This is a genomic window from Alkalihalobacillus sp. MEB130 (genome assembly GCF_032335535.1).
Lineage (GTDB): Bacteria > Bacillota > Bacilli > Bacillales > Bacillaceae_D > Halalkalibacter.
The window spans coordinates 17198-33435 of sequence record NZ_JAOANA010000034.1; the positions used below are offsets into that span (position 1 = coordinate 17198).

A 16238-nucleotide genomic window follows, 5' to 3' on the forward strand; every position below is an offset into this window, starting at 1 on the left:
AATCCTAATATTGAAAACGCTTTTTTATCTCTATACATGATTGATGAAGTTACATGAACTGGAAAAACACATTTTTTATTAGCTTTAAGATTTTATCAAGATGACTAATTTTTATTAACATTTACGAGGAGGAGAAGTATATGTATAAACCATTTGGAATGATCCCAGCTTTACCAACACCTATGAAAGAGGATAATAGCATTGATTTTGAAGGACTTAAGCAACTAATTGAACATTTGATTGACGGAGGAATGAACTGCCTTTTAGTTGGGGGGAGTACGGGAGAATACTCACTCATGAGCATGGAAGAACGAAAAGAGGTAATCAAATTTGTATGTGAAACATCAAATGGTAGATTGCCTGTTATGGCGGGTACAGGATGTCATCGAACAGAAGATACAATTGAACTTACTCAATATGCAGCTGAAGTTGGTGCAGATTGTGCCTTGGTGATTAATCCTTATTATATGACAACAAGTAGACAAGGAATCATTGATCATTTCAAGGCAGTAGCAAAAAACTCTAGTATTGGAATTGTCATCTATCATTATCCTGATGCTACAGGTGTGGAACTTGATCCAGAATTAATTCATGAAATAAGCCAAATAGACGGAATTGTTGGAATTAAGAATACGGCTGATGGACAGCATACTTCTAAACTGATTGCCTTGACAAAAGATAATCCAAATTTCGCGGTACTTACTGGATTTGAACATCTAATCTTACCTACATTAGCAATAGGTGGGCATGGTGCTGTGGGAGTAGTCCACAACTTGGCTCCAACAAAACTAGCAAAACTATACGATTTAATTGTAAATGAAAATAATCTAAAAGAGGCGACTAAATTAAATTTGGAATTGTTAGAGTTATATAATGCTATTGAAGATGAAACGATTCCAGGAACAGTTAAAGCAGGTTTGGAAGTACTTGGATTATCCGGAGGACCAAGCAGATTACCACTAGTACCAGCTTCTGAAGATTATAAATCTAAGATTACGTCTATCTTGAGTGAATTAGGAGAACGTAAATTACAACAACATTAATTAGAAACTGAGAGTTTATTAAATCTATAGGGTTGGGAGGCAATTCAATGAAAGATGTAATTATCATAGGCAGTGGACTTGCTGGTTTGTCCGCTGCCTGGCGTCTTAAACACCATGATATTCTACTTTTAGAATCGGATGATCGAGTTGGTGGACGTGTGCGATCTGAACGCCGAGGAGATTATTGGCTAAATTGGGGCGGACATCTATATGCCGGACCTGGTTCAGCTACAGATGAATTATTTAAATCTGTAGGAACAACTGCGTTACCTGTACCTGGCATCTTATCTGCCATGTCTTTGAATGGGAAGTTGCTTTTAGGTGGTAGAGTTGAATTGTATCCATTCAGGGTCCCTATGTCATGGAAATCTAGATTTGCTATGATGCTTGCAGGTGCTAAAGTGCGTGCTGCAGTTATTAAATATAGCAAAGTAGCAAAAAAACGTCCAGCAGAGGACTATAGAGTTCAACAACAACGAGTTTTAGAATTTATGAGTGATCGAACTTTTGCTGAATTTACTGGTGAATTACCACCAGACGCAGATGCGATTTTTAGACCTACAGTTAGCCGTTCGACTGGCAGTCCTGAGACTATGACTGCAGGATCAGGAATAGGATATTTCAACTTGATATGGAACAAAAGTGAAGGATTATCGAGAAATATCCTTGGAGGACCATCAACACTTACGAATACGATTGCAACAACATTAGGTGAGCGTGTTCAACTAAATGCAAAAGTTTTTGAGGTTTTTCAAAAAGAAGACTCTGTTGTCGTACGCTATAACCAAGACGGTGTGGAGCGTGAGGAGGAAGCACGTTATGCGGTCCTCGCAACTCCTGCACCCATTACAAAAAAAATAGCGGTTAATATGGACCCAGAAATCTCAAATGCTCTAGGTAAGATTAAATATGGTCCACATGTTAGTGCAGCCTTTTTAACAAATGAGACAGGTCCTCAAGTTTGGGATGATGTATATGCTTTTGCTACACCTAAAAGGTCATTTGACATTATTCTTCATCAATCTAATCTAGCCCGTTCAATGGAAACGGAGAGGCAACGAGGTAGTAGTTTAATGACATTTTCACCAGGGGAAAGTGGACGTCGGCTAATTGATAAATCTGATGAGGAAATAATTCAAATATATTTGAAAGATTTAAATGAAATATTTCCTGGTTTTAGTGATAATGTGGTTGAGGCTCACGTAAACAAATTTCCATTAGGGTCAGCTTATGTCTTCCCAGGTCGTGAAAAACTACAACCTTTATTAACAAAATCTGCGGGCCGGCTGTTCTTAGCAGGTGATTATTTAGGCACCTATTATACTGAAACAGCTATTCAAACAGGATTCACTGCAGCCCAAAATGTAAATAGTTTGCTAGAATTTGGGGTTGTTGAATCTCAAAAAGAAAAGAAATTTAAGGCAGTAGCTTCTAATTAAGTACCTTAATTTTGTACGGGGAGCCAGTTCAACCTATTTTAAAACTAAGGATTATATAGATAGAAGGGCCCTCATTAAATCGGGCATTTATAGAACCTGGTGTGATTTTTTGAGGGAACTCCTAACCGTATAGACGATTGAAATGAAATAGTTCTTAGTAGAAAGATGAGGATGTTGGGCGTTTTCACTAAAAGGAGGGGCTCAACCTTTTATAAACGAATTAAAGGGCAACTAGATAGGGGTTGAGTTGTATGGAAAAATTGACAAGCTTGAGAGTCTACATCATTACAATTGCTGGTGCGGTATGTTGGGGACTGATTGGGTTATTTATTGCACCATTGTATGATCGAGGCTTCACGGCTTGGGACGTGGTGGCTATTCGCGGTATCTTTACCTTTGTTATCTTAATTCTCATTATGGCATTATTTTATCGTGATCAGTTACGTACTAGATTAAAAGATCATATTTTTTTCGCTGGTGCGGGAATTTTTAGTATTGCCTTATTTAATTATTTTTACTTTGAGGTTTTCTCTCAATCGAGTTTATCCCTAGCAGTAACACTTTTATACACAGGTCCATTGTTTGTGACCATCCTTTCTAGGCTCTTTTTTAAAGAGCCATTGACCATTCGTAAAGGTTGGGCACTTGTACTCGCTATTACAGGATGTGCATTTGTTGTTGGCTTACTACCATTAGGGCAAGAAAGTATTTCTATGAATACCATTTTTCTCGGAATTTTATCTGGATTTTGTTATGCATTGTACAGTATATTCACTAAGCCGGTAACAAAGCGATATTCTGCATTGACAATTACCACGTACACATTTCTTTACACGAGTATTTTCATGTTACTAACAAGTGACACAATAAGAAAGGTTGATCAATTTCAATATGTAGATGTTTGGTTGTCTGCGCTATTGTTATCGTTAGTGGGAACGGTTGCAGCTTTTATTTTGTATACTTCGGGACTTAAGCATTTAGAAGCTAGTAAGGCTTCCATTTTAGCAACGATAGAACCTATTGTGGCAGTAGTTACAGGAGTACTTTTCCTTGGGGAATATCTGAAAGGTTGGCAGTTGTTTGGTATAGCATTAGTTTTGTATTCAGCCATTCTTGTAGCTCAGAGACAGTCTAATAAGAAAAAAAGCAAGATATACAGTCGTTCTATTTTAAAGAGTTGATTTGATTAATTATTGGATATCCATAGATTAAAGGTATTCAATACTTAGAACCTAATCAAGTCAGATAAAGATTTGGTAGATTTAAATAAAAATAAGGGATAGTTTTAGGAGGTGCATCATTTTTGACTCTTTTTTAGTTATGCAAGCAACTATATAGCATCTTTTCTTTAACAAAAAATGGGGAGATAAATTGGATGCATTTAGATTTGGAAATAGGGTTTTGTCTAATTGGATAAGATCCTTTTTGCTACGCCTTCTATAAATTTCTAATCACGTTCTTTCCAATTTTTCAACATTTATTTCCATTTAACAGACTCAGAGAAGGGGGGGCAATTACGATTAATAAGAAAAAAATGGGTGCCCAGATGTTTTTAGTTCCTTTATTCTGGGGAGGCTCTTTTAGTGTTACCAAAAATGTAATTAACGAGATTCCTATTTTCACAGCTGCAACAATCCAGTTTGGAATATCTGGAGTTTTATTATTGTTTATAATGTGGCTGAAACATGATTTTACCTTTAATTTAATAAAAAAGCATTGGATAGGACTAAGTTTGATGGCGATAACAGGGATTTTTGCCTATAATTTTTTCTTTTTTCAGGCATTAATGTATACGTCAGCCATCAATGGATCTCTTATTATGGCCATAACACCAATTCTTACCACAGTTGGTGCAGTATTATTTTTAAAGGAAAAATGGGATAAGAAATTAGGGTTTGGATTAACTCTTTCATTAGCAGGAGTTTTTCTTGTAATCATTAATGGGTCAATTAATACACTATTTGATTTTTCGTTCAACCTAGGGGATTTACTATTTTTTTTGGCGTTGATTTGTTGGGTCCTTTATGGGTTAATTGGAAAAGTTGTCTTGGAAAAAGGAATATCCCCATTACTATCCACAACAGTCTCTATGCTTATGGGCTCTTTGTTACTGTTTATTCCTTCACTTTTTGAGAATCATTGGACTGTATTAATTCAGACTACATCTGTTCAATCATGGTTTGAAATGATTTATTTGGTTGTGTTTGGAACAGTTATTGCTTTTTTTTTATGGAATAAAGGAATTCATCAACTCGGTGCTAGTAAGGCAAGTATTTACATGAATTTGGTTCCTGTAAATACGATGTGGATTTCCTTCTTTATTTATAATTCTCCCATATCCTGGGTTCAAATTGTTGGAATTTCAATGGTTCTATTCGGTGTGCTTATTGTAAACTTCACAAGAAAATAATTGCTAAAATTATGTCTCTGCTCTAAGGGTTATTTAAAAATAACTATATTTTAAATTAGGGAATTTAAATATTCTTTTTTTAAAAAACGATTGAAAAAGTTCCTTTTTGGTGATAAGCTTAAAGTACATTTTAGATAATTCTAAAAATTTAAAAAGGAGGTGGAATATTCATGGAATAGATAGATTGCTATTACGAATGGGGATTGATATATCTACTAGTCAATACGAGCATTTTGCTAACATGATACAGAATGACATGTCTATGAATTTAAATGTAAGCGCTTAAAATTAATAAAAAAATTGACCTACAGAATGAGATGATAAAGGCACTTCTCCTAGTCTTAAGAGAACAGCAAATCAAGTTCCTTTCTCAGAATACCTAGGCACTATCTATATAAAAAACTGAAAGGTGGAACACTAATGAAAAAAATTTTCCCTTTATTGTTAGCAGTGGTCTTTACATTAATAACTGTAGCATGTAGCTCTCAAACAGAAACTGGTAGTGAAGGATCCGGTGAAAGCAATGATAAATACACTCTAAAACTTGCTGGACAGTCTCCTGAAGATCACCCGAGTACACAAGCAATGCATAAATTTGCAGAAAGAATAGAAAGTGAAACCGAGGGCCGAATAGAAATTAAGGTATACCCTGCGAATCAATTAGGGGATTATTCTACTGTGTATTCAGAGATATTACGTGGAACCATTCATATGGGGTTAATTAGTACACCTAGTCAAATGGATAGTCGACTAGCACTAGAAGTGATGCCATACCTGATCGATGATTATGACGATTTAAACGATAAAATTGGCTCCGATTCTTATGTGTTTAAAAAATTACAAGAAATAAATAAGGAGCATGGTGCTCATCTATTAGGATTTCATGCGAACGGGTTCGGAGGACTTGGAACATCAAAAGAAATACAAAACTTAGTTGATATAGGAAAAGATAAAGATTTATTATTACGGTCTCCTGCAATGGAAGTGCATTCCTATCCTATGGAGGATATTGGATTTAGAATCACAACCATTCCATTCGCTGACCTTTATACTGCATTACAAACTGGCGCAGCGGATGGCTGGTCTGGTGGGGAAGCTTCATTAAACTATCACGGTTTTCGTGATGTAATAAACTATTTCTATCGAACAAATGACTTTTTTAATTCAGACTCTTTTTATATAAATGATGAACTATGGCAAGAGTTTGATGAAGAAGATCAATTAATCATTAGTGAAGCAGCAAATGAACTAATGAAGCAAAGCTTTATAACAGCTGAAGAATTCGATGAAAAGTATGTTCAACTAATGGAAGAAGAAGGCATTCAAGTAATTGATTTAAGTGAAGACGAAATTGAAGTGTTGCGTGCGTATGTCCGCGAAAATACATGGGATAGATTAAGAGGACCTATGAGTGATGAAATTATTGATAATTTGTTAGAGTCGATAGATTGATACTGAATTAGACGAGCTGACATAATCAAGACTGTCTTGATTATGTCAGCGTTGTTAAATAATTTAGTGTCATTTTTCGGGAATTGCTAGTGAATATAGGTGTTTCATTTTCAGCATAATTAGATGTTTTTATACTGAAAGAGAGTGATCCATTTGAAATTCTTACTTAAAGTTCAAAAAAGTATTATGTTCTTCTCCTCACTTTTAATAATTATTGGTTTGTCATTAACGGTTTTTTTTCGATATGTTCTAAAGCTTGATATTTTTGCGATCGATGAATTACTTCTCATCCCAACCTTTTTAATCTATTTTATGGGTGCTGCTACTGCCAGCTATGAGAATAGCCACATTTCTGCAGACATTGTAGATTCCTATGTTAAGAGTAAAATAGTTAAATCATGGATAAGCTTAATAGTTTCTATATTGACATTTGTTACATGTGTAGTAATGACAATCTGGACTACGGAATTTGTCTTATGGAGTTTTGACAACGGGGGAAAAACACTAGGGTGGCAAATACCTTTATTTATTCCATATGCAACCGTATTACTAGGTTTCGTATTAATGTGTGTTTATTCACTTGTTCATGTTATTACCAAGATTCTTTCCGTTTTTAGAAAAGTAGGTGTTTAAATATGGAACTGATGATTGCTTTATTAATTTTGATTATTACATTAATTTTTGGGGTTCCTGTACCATTTGTCTTCCTCATTACAACTATTTTTTTAGTTGTGTCATTAGGCTATGATCCTAGCTTTTTAATTCCATATGGGTTTAGTAAATTAGATAACATTGTACTATTAGCTATCCCTCTTTTTATTATAGCTGGCGGTTTAATGGATAAGGGAGGAATAGCGAGAAGAATTGTTGATTTTACTGAAATTTTCTTTGGTAAGGTTAAAGGTGGTTTAGGTATTGTTACAGTGGTTGCCTGTGTAATCTTTGGTGCCATCTCAGGGAGTGGTGCTGCTGCACTTACAAGTATGGGACCTATATTATTACCTCGTTTGCAAAAAAAAGGGTACTCAAAAGGGTTTGCTACTGCATTAATCACTAACGCTTCTATATTAGGCCTACTCATCCCGCCTAGTGCTCTCATGATCTTATATGCATGGGTTGGAAATCAATCAGTATTAGCTAGTTTTTTATCAACAGTAATACCAGGACTTATATTGGCAACATTATTATGTATAATTAATTATATATATATGAGAAGAAATGATTTTAAAGACGAAAGTTCAAATGAAATATCGGTACCAATTGGTTCACGACTTAGAAAAAGCGGTATTTCTGCCACCCCAGGTTTGCTAATGCCTATCGTTGTGCTCGGAGGAATATATGGCGGAATCATGACACCAACTGAAGCGGCTGCAGTAGCAGCATTGTATGCCATTCCCGTTGGATTTTGGATTTACAAGGAATTAAATAAGAAAACTTTTTATACAACATTAGTAGAGTCAGCGACTACAACCGGAGTTATTATGGTTATGATATTTTCAATGATGCTACTTAGTCGTATTTTTATTATGGAGGATGTACCTGGTTTACTAACTAACTTTCTATTGTCTATAACAGAAAACACCTTCCTATTGCTGTTAATGATCAATATTTTTATATTAATTATTGGAATGTTAATGGATGATGTAAGTGCAGTATTGCTTTGTACACCGATTTTACTTCCTGTTGTTATTAATTTAGGCGTTGACCCCATACACTTTGCTGCTATTATAGGGGTGAATTTGGGGATGGGACTACTGACTCCACCAACAGCTCCTCTATTATATCTCGGAAGTCGAGTAGGTAAAACGTCAATAAAAGATATCATAGGGCCAGCACTCCTGATGTTATTATTTGCTTGGTTACCTACACTTCTTCTAACTACTTATTTTCCAGAATTGGTACTATTCCTACCAAAGTTAATACTAGGAAACTAATCTCAGTAAAGCATAGTGGAGTAAGACCCTTACGCTCGAGCAATAAGGATTTGTATTAATAAAGAGTTATCTAAGTGAAAGGCGAAACTATGAATTTGAGAATTGACAGATAGAATTTAATGATTAATTTTAAGATCACTATTAATGTAGAGATACATTTAGTGATCTTGTTTTATTTGGGAATTTTAGAAAGGAGATAAACAATTTATAATTAGTAATAATAGTTTAGATGTAACATTTTCAGCGGTCTTCAAAATAAAAGAAGCAAATACTTTACTTTCTGAAGTGATAGGTAGTAAAAGAAATGCGCGAATCTAAAATGGATATAAAAATTCCATTTTATTAAAAATGATGTAAATGCATTCATTTTGTGGTAATATTTATTTATAGATAATTGCGAATGTTATCTAAACTTATCATTCAAAAAAATAACTTTTCAATTTTAAATTTATGAGAGGATAGGATACAGATGTTCAAACCTTTTGGAATGACCCTAGCTTTTCAAGCAGCTTTGAAAGAGGATAACAGTATTATATCAAGTTTAATTAATATCATACAGCTTTAAAGTGAAGGCCAAATTCCTCAACTATGAAAATGGAAACGGTTACTGGAAACGGTGATCATCTATTCTATCAGTTTTCATTTTGTAAACTTGAGAAATGTTTTCCTATACCGCTGGGAAATATTGAAAACGTTTACTATCTATTTATGCCAAAGCGTTAATGATTTAATAGAAATAATAAGGTGAGGGACGGTAAAAGCGTAATCAACAAGACTATATTGAATATACAAAGGGAGAAGAAGCATATGAGGAAAAATGAAAAAACGTATAGACTTTATAAGGCAGTATTTATCCCAGCAATCATTATTCTTATGGTAGAAATTCTTTTCGGTATGTTTTTCACTGAACAGTTTGGTACGTTCCTAAATAATACTATTTATTGGGTAGGAGATAATTTTGGTTGGTGGATTAATATTTTATCTGTATTATCCATTATTTTTGCAGTTTGTTTTGTGATATTTAAGTATGGGGACGTTCGTATCGGAGGTAAGGATGCAAAGCCGGAGTACACTACCTGGCAATGGATTTCTATCACCATCTGTGGAGGTGTTGGCGTTGGCCTGCTTTTCTGGGCCATGGGAGAGCCAATCTATCACTTTATGACACCGCCTGTAGCTGCCGGTGTAGAGGCTGGTTCCCGGGAGGCTGCTATTTTCGCAGTCAGTCAGGCAATGTTTAACTGGTCTTTCGTTCAGTACTCCATGTACTCTTTATGTGGTCTTGCATTCGCTCTACTGACTTATAATACCAAGAAAAGTCTTTCGTTTGGTTCACTTGTAGAGCATAGTTTTAATCGGAAGATCTTTTGGTTGACTACCGTGGTACAAGTATTTGCTGTTTTTGCTCTTGCCAGTGCAGTTTCCAACTCCATGGGTGCTGGCCTTCTTCAGATTGGTGCCGGTATCGAAAGTGTATTTCATATAACACAAGGGAATATGGTCTGGTTGGTCATTGCGATTTTTGTGGGGACATTTTTTATCATCTCTTGTATTACTGGTATCTCTAAGGGGCTGACGAAAATATCATCCATCACCATGATGTTACTCTTTTTCTTGTTAGGATATGTGTTGGTTTTCGGAGATGCCCAGTTTATCAGTAAAATCAGTACTGAAGCTTTTGGTAATATTATGGATAATTTTTGGAGCAAGATTACTTATAATAATACGATGGTGCCTGAGGATCAGTGGTCGAATGAGTGGACGATTACTTACTGGAATGCCTTTATAATATTTGCTCCTGTTATAGGTATGTTTCTGGCTCGCCTAGGAAAAGGAAGAACTGTTCGCCAATTTTTGTTGTTTAACATACTTGTACCATCTATTTTTTGTCTCATCTGGGTTGGGATTTTTGCCGGTATGATAATGAAGGTACAGTCTTCTGGTCTTGTAGATGTCTGGGCTGCTGTACAGGAGTTCGGAATGCAGACTACAATTTACCAGGTTCTTGGTAATATGCCTGGCGGTACTCTAATTCAAATAGTGTTCCTTGTAACCGTTATCTTTTCTTTTGTAACTCTAGCCGATCCTATGTGCTCTGTACTCGCTACTCTGTGTGTTCGTGACCAGCAGATTGATGATGAACCGCCTATAAAGATAAAAATCTTAATGGGGATTATTGTGACTACAGTATCTTACCTGCTAGTGACTTCTGGAGGCTCTGATTCTGTTAAGGGTCTGTTGAATTTGGGAGGATTGCTGATGACGATTCCAATGCTGTGGCTGTTCCTTGAAAACTTCCGTATTGGTGGCAAGCTGTTGAAGAAAAAGAATCATCTTATGGATTCAGATAAAGGAAATAATATAAGCCTAAAAAAGGAGGCGTGATAAATAATTAATGCTACCTAGAAAAACAATGAGTAGCATTTAACAAAATTGCCAGGACATTAAAGAAGTGTTTGCAGTCTTGATCTTCTTTAAAAGTCAATATCTCACATAGGTATAAGAGTCGATCTAGTATCGCTGTCGTAAGTGTTGGATCTCCAAGGAACTTACAATAAGCTTTACGCACTCTCTTCGTCTCAATGAAAATAGCGACTCCACGTTGCCAGGCTGGAGTTCACTGGTTCGATCCCAGTACGGCATTCATAAGAAACGAAGTAATGACGCGCCTTCTCAGGTTTTGAGAGGGGGGTTGTGATCACATTATTTTTGCGATTCACTCGAAAATGACGCTAAAGTAGGTGTTACTTCAGTTAGCTTGTTTGTTACTTACTTACTTACTTACTTACTACCACTAAAATGAAAGTAGAACCTTCCTTAAAAGGGTATATTGACAAAATTAGATTGGACGTTTACTATAATACTAATTTAATAGTATTCCTAAAGGGGAGTAGCTTTTACAACATAGTCGTCATTACAGAGTGAATCGCTCTCGGCTTTGTTGGCAATCTAGGATTGTTAGCAAGACCTTTACTGTTATGGTAAAGGTCTTTTTTGTATTTAAGACCTTTGCCGTTATGGTAAAGGTCTTTTTTCGGTTTGAATTAGATATATCTATAATAGCTTTCTATAAAGTTTTTAAAATGATTAAGAAAAAGCTAGTGTAATTCACTATTGATAATATTTATATTTCTTTATTTATGAAAAGGGGAACGAGTTGATGGTTTGGGATAAAGCAGTAAATGCGATAAAAGAACTAGAGGTAGTTTCTTCTAGTACAAATGAGCTTGTGTTGATTAAAGGTCATTCAGAAAAGCTGGAATGCATAGGAGTTGGGACCGATGCTGCTGTATTTCGTTTGTTAGATGAACCAGAGTATGCGTTTAAAGTTTATAGCAAAGAGAAGTTAGAGAAAATGGAGTTCGAAAAACAAGTTTATATGAAACTTGGTCAGTCAGAATTTTTCCCTATCTTCTACAAAGCAGATCAAAACGTTCTCATGATAAGTTATGAAAAGGGGATTACTCTATACGACTGTTTAGTAAAAGGTATTTATATTCCTTTAACAGCGATAGAAGATGTTGAGCGTGCCCGTCGATATGCTTTTGAAAAAGGTCTAAATCCAAGAGACATTCATTTAAAAAATATCCTTCTACATGAAGGGAGGGCCAAACTTATTGACGTTTCTGAATACATGAAAGAAGGGGACGATCAGCGCTGGGGCTATCTAAAAGAAGGATATTTGCAGTATTATCATCTAATTGAAGGAAGAGAAGTACCAATTTGGATACTTGAGACTGTGAAAAAATGGTATAGACAACAACAAAAAGGAACATGTAATTTTCAGGATTTTATCGATAAGATAATGATATTGTTAAAAAATAAAAGGAATAGCCAGTAGATCTATGTATATTCGTAAATCAAGTGAACGATCATGACGATTAATCCCCCGGATTCTCAGTGGGGGATTAGATTCGTTTAACTATAGGTGTTTTAATCATTTTCTTTATAAACCTTGATCATGTTCATCTTGTATATAAAACATGACTCCAATCATTTCAGACACACTGATAGAATAGTGTAATCCCTCATACGTTGTTTCGCCTTCAAAGTCAGTTGAGGCGTTGTCTAAGAATCCGAGTCCATCCATAATTGAGCCTCTTTCATCTGCATCTAACTCAGGATTCGTTGCCATGATAAGTAAGCCTATATTAAAAAGAATATCGTGCCCGGACTGTTCCGTGCCATCTCCTGCACCAATTAATGATACATCACGGAGGCTGTCGTCGGCTTTATTTATCGTACCCATTACGTATACATTATCTGTAATACGATGCTGAAACACATTTTGAACTTCTCCTTCTGTGACGTCGACATTACTGATTCTCCATGTAACATCAACTTCACTTGCAGCGGCATTGTAGCGCTCAGCAAATTCGTCTACTCCATATCCAAGCGTTCCTGGTATATTGCGCTCTTGTTCCTCGTTCATTTCGTCATCTAGGTCAGCTTCAGACTCATCTGTCATTTCATCTTGATTAACGTCAATTTCTTCCGTTAGTTTTTCTTCAACAGGTGCAGGTTGATCTTCATCACCACCGAAACAACTTCCGATTAACGCTATGATAATAACTAAAACAATAAGCAAGCCCAGGCACCCGCCACAGCCTTTTAGTACACCTTTACCCTTATTCTCTTTTATTATGCTCTGATAGCCAGAATAAATTTGTTTATCCATAATTGAATATTGTTTTATACAACGTTAGAGCTATATATTAGGGTAAGGTTATTTGGAATTTAAGATTGAGGATAATGAAAGGCCAAAGTGTAGGGAATCATACAGATTCCCTTATTGGATAACACTAATGATGATGATCCTCTTCAGCAGCCATTGCTATTTCTTTTGTTTCATGAACTGTTCCAAATGGATGTTGTGGAGGGGCATAAATCGAGTAAAGTTTAATTGGCTTATTGCCAGTATTGGTTAAATTATGCCACTTCCCAGCTGGGACTAAGATGGAAAAGTCATCAAAGACTTCTGCCTGAAAATTTAATTCGTCTTTGCTATCACCCATTTGCACTAGTCCTTGCCCTTCTTCGATGCGAAGAAACTGATCTAGATGGGGGTGTACTTCTAAGCCGATATCATCACCTACATCGATACTCATCAAAGTCACTTGTAAGTGGTCACCTGTCCACAAGGCGGTACGAAACGTATTGTTTTGCTTTGTCATCTCATTGATATTAACGACAAATGGCTCTGATCCGTAATCTGTTAACTGGCGTACATCTTCTTCATGTAATGAGTATAATCTAGAAGCATTCTCTTGCTCACCTTGTAAAGCCCATAAAAAGACATTTTGAAATGAGCGATCTTCGGTTTCTGAATAACATCTTTGATATTCATGAAAGTCTTCTAATTCTAGTTCATAAGCTTTGTGTAAACCGTCCTTGTAGTTTTGAAATGCATCCATTTCGATCTGATACTCAGGTTGTCTTCCGGTCAGATTCATATAAAGATGAGTAAATTGATTAAAATGTGCTTTTCTTACTTCTAAAGCATGAAGAATTTCTCTTTTATGTTGTTCATTAGGTGCGGCATTTGCTAACCGTCTATAAAGGTTGATGGCGGAAGCTGTTCTTTTGATTCCAGATCGTACATCTTCCAATTGTTGCTCATGTCTAGACTGTGTTCTTGTCAGATATTCTGAGTAATGATTTGTTCTGTCGATGTTAGCATTATATGGATATAAATAAGGTCTTGTCGTTTGGTCCATTTTGCTTATTCCCTCCTAAGTCTGATCGAATTTATTATATGCCTATGCCTGGAGGATGTACGTCACTTGCTGTTCCTTTTAAAAAATAGGCTATTATACATCCGATCAAAGAGAAAGATTTGCATTATATATTTTTGTCATTTTGGGGTGACCGTCTTAAAGAACGTTTAGTCAATTTATTTGTGGTCCCATTTAAATCATAGTAAGATTAATTTTTAAAAGAGTTAATAAGAGGAGAGTATCCCTAATGAAACATATAGATACAGTTTTAATAACAGGGGCTAGCAGTGGTATAGGTTATGAGTTTGCAAAGCTCTATGCAAAAAACGAACATAATCTTATATTGGTGGCTCGAAATGAAGAAAGATTAGCGGAAATAAGGGAAGAGCTTTCGAATGTAGAAGTTAATATAATTGCGATGGACTTAGCTAGACCTGCGGCACCAAAGGAGTTATTTGAAGAAGTAAAAAAGCGTCAATTACGAGTGAATGTACTGATTAACAACGCTGGTTACGGAATGACCGGCAACTTTGCCAACCTAGAAATTGAAAAACAATTGCAAATGATTCAATTGAATGTAACATCTTTGACGTACTTGACTCATTTGTTTCTTCAAGATATGCAAGAGGATCGTTATGGTAGGATTCTAAATGTAGGTTCCGTAGCTTCATTTGTATCTACACCTTCTATGAGCGTGTATGCTGCGACAAAGGCCTTTGTTTTATCTTTTTCTGAATCATTAGGTTCAGAGTTGAAGCACCAAGGTGATTTTGTAGTTACCGCCCTTTGTCCAGGTCCGACAAAAACAAATTTTGCAAAAGTGGCCAATGTTGGAAAGTTAGAAAAGATTTTTGATCAATATGGAATAGAGGTTTCAAGAGTAGCAGCAGCAGGATACAATGGTTTAGAAAAAAGGAAATCAGTTGTCGTTCCTGGGAAACGCTTTTCTACATTAGTGAGGATTAGTCAACTATTACCAAGAAGACAATTACAACATTTGCTTTCAAGAAACTTGTAGATGCTACTTTTTTGCCAATTAGTACCAATTTAATTTTTTCTTAAAGACTACTTTCGAATAAAGGTAGTCTTTTTGTGTAAAAATAATGAATTGTATTTATCTACTCTATTAATTCACGCTCAGTTCATATTTGTTTTCTATACTATAAGTGTAATTAAGATCAGCCTAATAGAGGAGATTGATGAATCCATGATGACAGTACTAAATAAAATGAGTGAAATCGATCACAATGATGAACTGAAAAAAAGAAAAACGGCAAAGGTAATAGTGGAGGAATTAAAGGATAAAGGGATAGAGGTAGAGCTTTGTAAACGAGATAAAGTAGCGCAGCTTCTTCACTGAATAAACTAATCTATTACTTAGTTTGTTTAAAATCACATAATAGGAGATAGGGATATTATGAATCAAACACTTGGTCATTTAGCAGGAAATACAGAGGAGTCAAGTTTTGTGAATCAAAAGGCTATTTTAGATTTATCACAGTTGAAAGTATTAAAAACAGAACTTACTAGATTTATGATGTCTTACAAATTCGCATTAGATGAAATTAATACAAAGATAGATATACTGAAACAAGAATTTCAATATATTCATGAATATAATCCTATTGAACATGTGAAATCAAGAGTGAAATCTCCTGAAAGCATATTAAAAAAAGTATATAAAAAGGGCTATGATCTTTCTCTTTCAGTAATCAAAGAAAATGTTAAAGATATAGCTGGCATTCGTATTACATGTTCGTTTATTTCTGATATCTATGAACTGAGCAATATGCTACAAAATCAACCAGATATAAACGTACTTGAAGTGAAGGATTATATAAAAAATCCGAAACCAAATGGATATCAGAGTTTGCATTTGGTATTACAGGTACCTATTTTTATGTCTGATCGTGTGGAAGAAGTTTGTGTGGAAGTTCAAATTAGAACGATAGCGATGGATTTCTGGGCAAGTTTGGAGCACAAAATTTATTATAAATATAATCAAGCAGTCCCACAGCACTTACTAAATGAACTCAAAGAGGCAGCTGATTCTGCAACTCAATTAGATAAGAAAATGGAAGGGATTCATAAAGAAATGAAGGAGCTAAAAGAGGCTTGTAACCGTCAAGTAGAATTAAACAATTTACCACAATTAATTTTAAACAGTTAATCACAATTAAGATTCAACAGGTGAGATATCAAACAACGCTTTTCTATATTTCATTCGAATACTGTCTGCTTCC

General features: G+C 35.3%; 15 protein-coding genes. 12 read left to right on the forward strand and 3 right to left on the reverse strand.

Annotation, left to right across the window (positions count from 1 at the left end):
• Window positions 1-140: 140 nt before the first annotated feature.
• The 8 genes from dapA (at window position 141) to N0O92_RS22175 (ending at window position 10663) form a co-directional block, all read left to right on the forward strand.
• Window positions 141-1043 (forward strand): 4-hydroxy-tetrahydrodipicolinate synthase, encoded by a 903-nt coding sequence (dapA, locus tag N0O92_RS22140; protein WP_315617054.1) that lies wholly within the window; start codon window positions 141-143, stop codon window positions 1041-1043.
• Window positions 1044-1090: 47 nt separating this feature from the next.
• Window positions 1091-2482: an NAD(P)/FAD-dependent oxidoreductase gene (locus tag N0O92_RS22145; RefSeq protein ID WP_315617056.1), complete on the forward strand. Its 1392-nt coding sequence runs from the start codon at window positions 1091-1093 to the stop codon at window positions 2480-2482.
• Between the two features lie 251 nt (window positions 2483-2733).
• Entirely contained in the window at window positions 2734-3663 is a 930-nt protein-coding gene (locus tag N0O92_RS22150; protein ID WP_315617058.1) for a DMT family transporter, read from the forward strand.
• A 365-nt stretch (window positions 3664-4028) separates the two neighbouring features.
• Entirely contained in the window at window positions 4029-4892 is an 864-nt protein-coding gene (locus N0O92_RS22155) for a DMT family transporter (protein WP_315617060.1), read from the forward strand.
• 420 nt (window positions 4893-5312) lie between these two features.
• Window positions 5313-6344, forward strand: a complete 1032-nt coding sequence (dctP, locus tag N0O92_RS22160) for a TRAP transporter substrate-binding protein DctP (RefSeq protein WP_315617062.1) — start codon at window positions 5313-5315, stop codon at window positions 6342-6344.
• 153 nt (window positions 6345-6497) lie between these two features.
• A complete protein-coding gene (locus N0O92_RS22165) occupies window positions 6498-6977 on the forward strand; it encodes a TRAP transporter small permease (protein ID WP_315617064.1) in 480 nt (159 codons plus the stop codon).
• Window positions 6978-6979: 2 nt separating this feature from the next.
• Window positions 6980-8278 (forward strand): TRAP transporter large permease, encoded by a 1299-nt coding sequence (locus tag N0O92_RS22170; protein WP_315617066.1) that lies wholly within the window; start codon window positions 6980-6982, stop codon window positions 8276-8278.
• An 807-nt stretch (window positions 8279-9085) separates the two neighbouring features.
• On the forward strand, window positions 9086-10663 hold the full coding sequence (locus tag N0O92_RS22175; protein WP_315617069.1) for a BCCT family transporter: 1578 nt from the start codon (window positions 9086-9088) through the stop codon (window positions 10661-10663).
• A 13-nt stretch (window positions 10664-10676) separates the two neighbouring features.
• Here the strand turns inward: N0O92_RS22175 and N0O92_RS22180 are convergent, their stop codons facing one another.
• A complete protein-coding gene (locus N0O92_RS22180; RefSeq protein WP_315617083.1) occupies window positions 10677-10868 on the reverse strand; it encodes an ATP-binding protein in 192 nt (63 codons plus the stop codon).
• Between the two features lie 570 nt (window positions 10869-11438).
• On the opposite strand from N0O92_RS22180, the gene N0O92_RS22185 reads away from it, so the two are divergent.
• Window positions 11439-12119: a serine/threonine protein kinase gene (locus N0O92_RS22185; protein ID WP_315617071.1), complete on the forward strand. Its 681-nt coding sequence runs from the start codon at window positions 11439-11441 to the stop codon at window positions 12117-12119.
• Window positions 12120-12224: 105 nt separating this feature from the next.
• On the opposite strand, the gene N0O92_RS22190 is transcribed toward N0O92_RS22185, so the two are convergent.
• The gene (locus N0O92_RS22190) at window positions 12225-12866 is read right to left on the reverse strand and encodes a hypothetical protein (protein WP_315617073.1); all 642 of its coding nucleotides are present in this window, start codon (window positions 12864-12866) and stop codon (window positions 12225-12227) included.
• Between the two features lie 214 nt (window positions 12867-13080).
• Window positions 13081-13995, reverse strand: a complete 915-nt coding sequence (locus N0O92_RS22195) for a cupin domain-containing protein (protein ID WP_315617075.1) — start codon at window positions 13993-13995, stop codon at window positions 13081-13083.
• A 247-nt stretch (window positions 13996-14242) separates the two neighbouring features.
• On the opposite strand from N0O92_RS22195, the gene N0O92_RS22200 reads away from it, so the two are divergent.
• The 3 genes from N0O92_RS22200 (at window position 14243) to N0O92_RS22210 (ending at window position 16165) form a co-directional block, all read left to right on the forward strand.
• Entirely contained in the window at window positions 14243-15013 is a 771-nt protein-coding gene (locus tag N0O92_RS22200) for an SDR family NAD(P)-dependent oxidoreductase (RefSeq protein WP_315617077.1), read from the forward strand.
• A 189-nt stretch (window positions 15014-15202) separates the two neighbouring features.
• A complete protein-coding gene (locus tag N0O92_RS22205) occupies window positions 15203-15355 on the forward strand; it encodes a hypothetical protein (protein WP_315617079.1) in 153 nt (50 codons plus the stop codon).
• Between the two features lie 174 nt (window positions 15356-15529).
• Window positions 15530-16165, forward strand: coding sequence for a GTP pyrophosphokinase (locus N0O92_RS22210; protein ID WP_315617085.1), 636 nt, complete (start codon window positions 15530-15532; stop codon window positions 16163-16165).
• Window positions 16166-16238 lie beyond the last annotated feature (73 nt).

Excerpts from the sequence above, each read along its gene's own strand:
- dctP (WP_315617062.1), top strand. The coding sequence starts at position 5,313 with ATGAAAAAAATTTTCCCTTTATTGTTAGCAGTGGTCTTTACATTAATA.
- N0O92_RS22205 (WP_315617079.1), top strand. The coding sequence starts at position 15,203 with ATGATGACAGTACTAAATAAAATGAGTGAAATCGATCACAATGATGAA.
- N0O92_RS22145 (WP_315617056.1), top strand. The coding sequence starts at position 1,091 with ATGAAAGATGTAATTATCATAGGCAGTGGACTTGCTGGTTTGTCCGCT.
- N0O92_RS22170 (WP_315617066.1), top strand. The coding sequence starts at position 6,980 with ATGGAACTGATGATTGCTTTATTAATTTTGATTATTACATTAATTTTT.
- N0O92_RS22195 (WP_315617075.1), bottom strand. The coding sequence starts at position 13,995 with ATGGACCAAACGACAAGACCTTATTTATATCCATATAATGCTAACATC.
- N0O92_RS22175 (WP_315617069.1), top strand. The coding sequence starts at position 9,086 with ATGAGGAAAAATGAAAAAACGTATAGACTTTATAAGGCAGTATTTATC.
- N0O92_RS22155 (WP_315617060.1), top strand. The coding sequence starts at position 4,029 with ATGTTTTTAGTTCCTTTATTCTGGGGAGGCTCTTTTAGTGTTACCAAA.
- N0O92_RS22185 (WP_315617071.1), top strand. The coding sequence starts at position 11,439 with ATGGTTTGGGATAAAGCAGTAAATGCGATAAAAGAACTAGAGGTAGTT.
- N0O92_RS22210 (WP_315617085.1), top strand. The coding sequence starts at position 15,530 with ATGATGTCTTACAAATTCGCATTAGATGAAATTAATACAAAGATAGAT.
- N0O92_RS22150 (WP_315617058.1), top strand. The coding sequence starts at position 2,734 with ATGGAAAAATTGACAAGCTTGAGAGTCTACATCATTACAATTGCTGGT.
- N0O92_RS22200 (WP_315617077.1), top strand. The coding sequence starts at position 14,243 with ATGAAACATATAGATACAGTTTTAATAACAGGGGCTAGCAGTGGTATA.
- dapA (WP_315617054.1), top strand. The coding sequence starts at position 141 with ATGTATAAACCATTTGGAATGATCCCAGCTTTACCAACACCTATGAAA.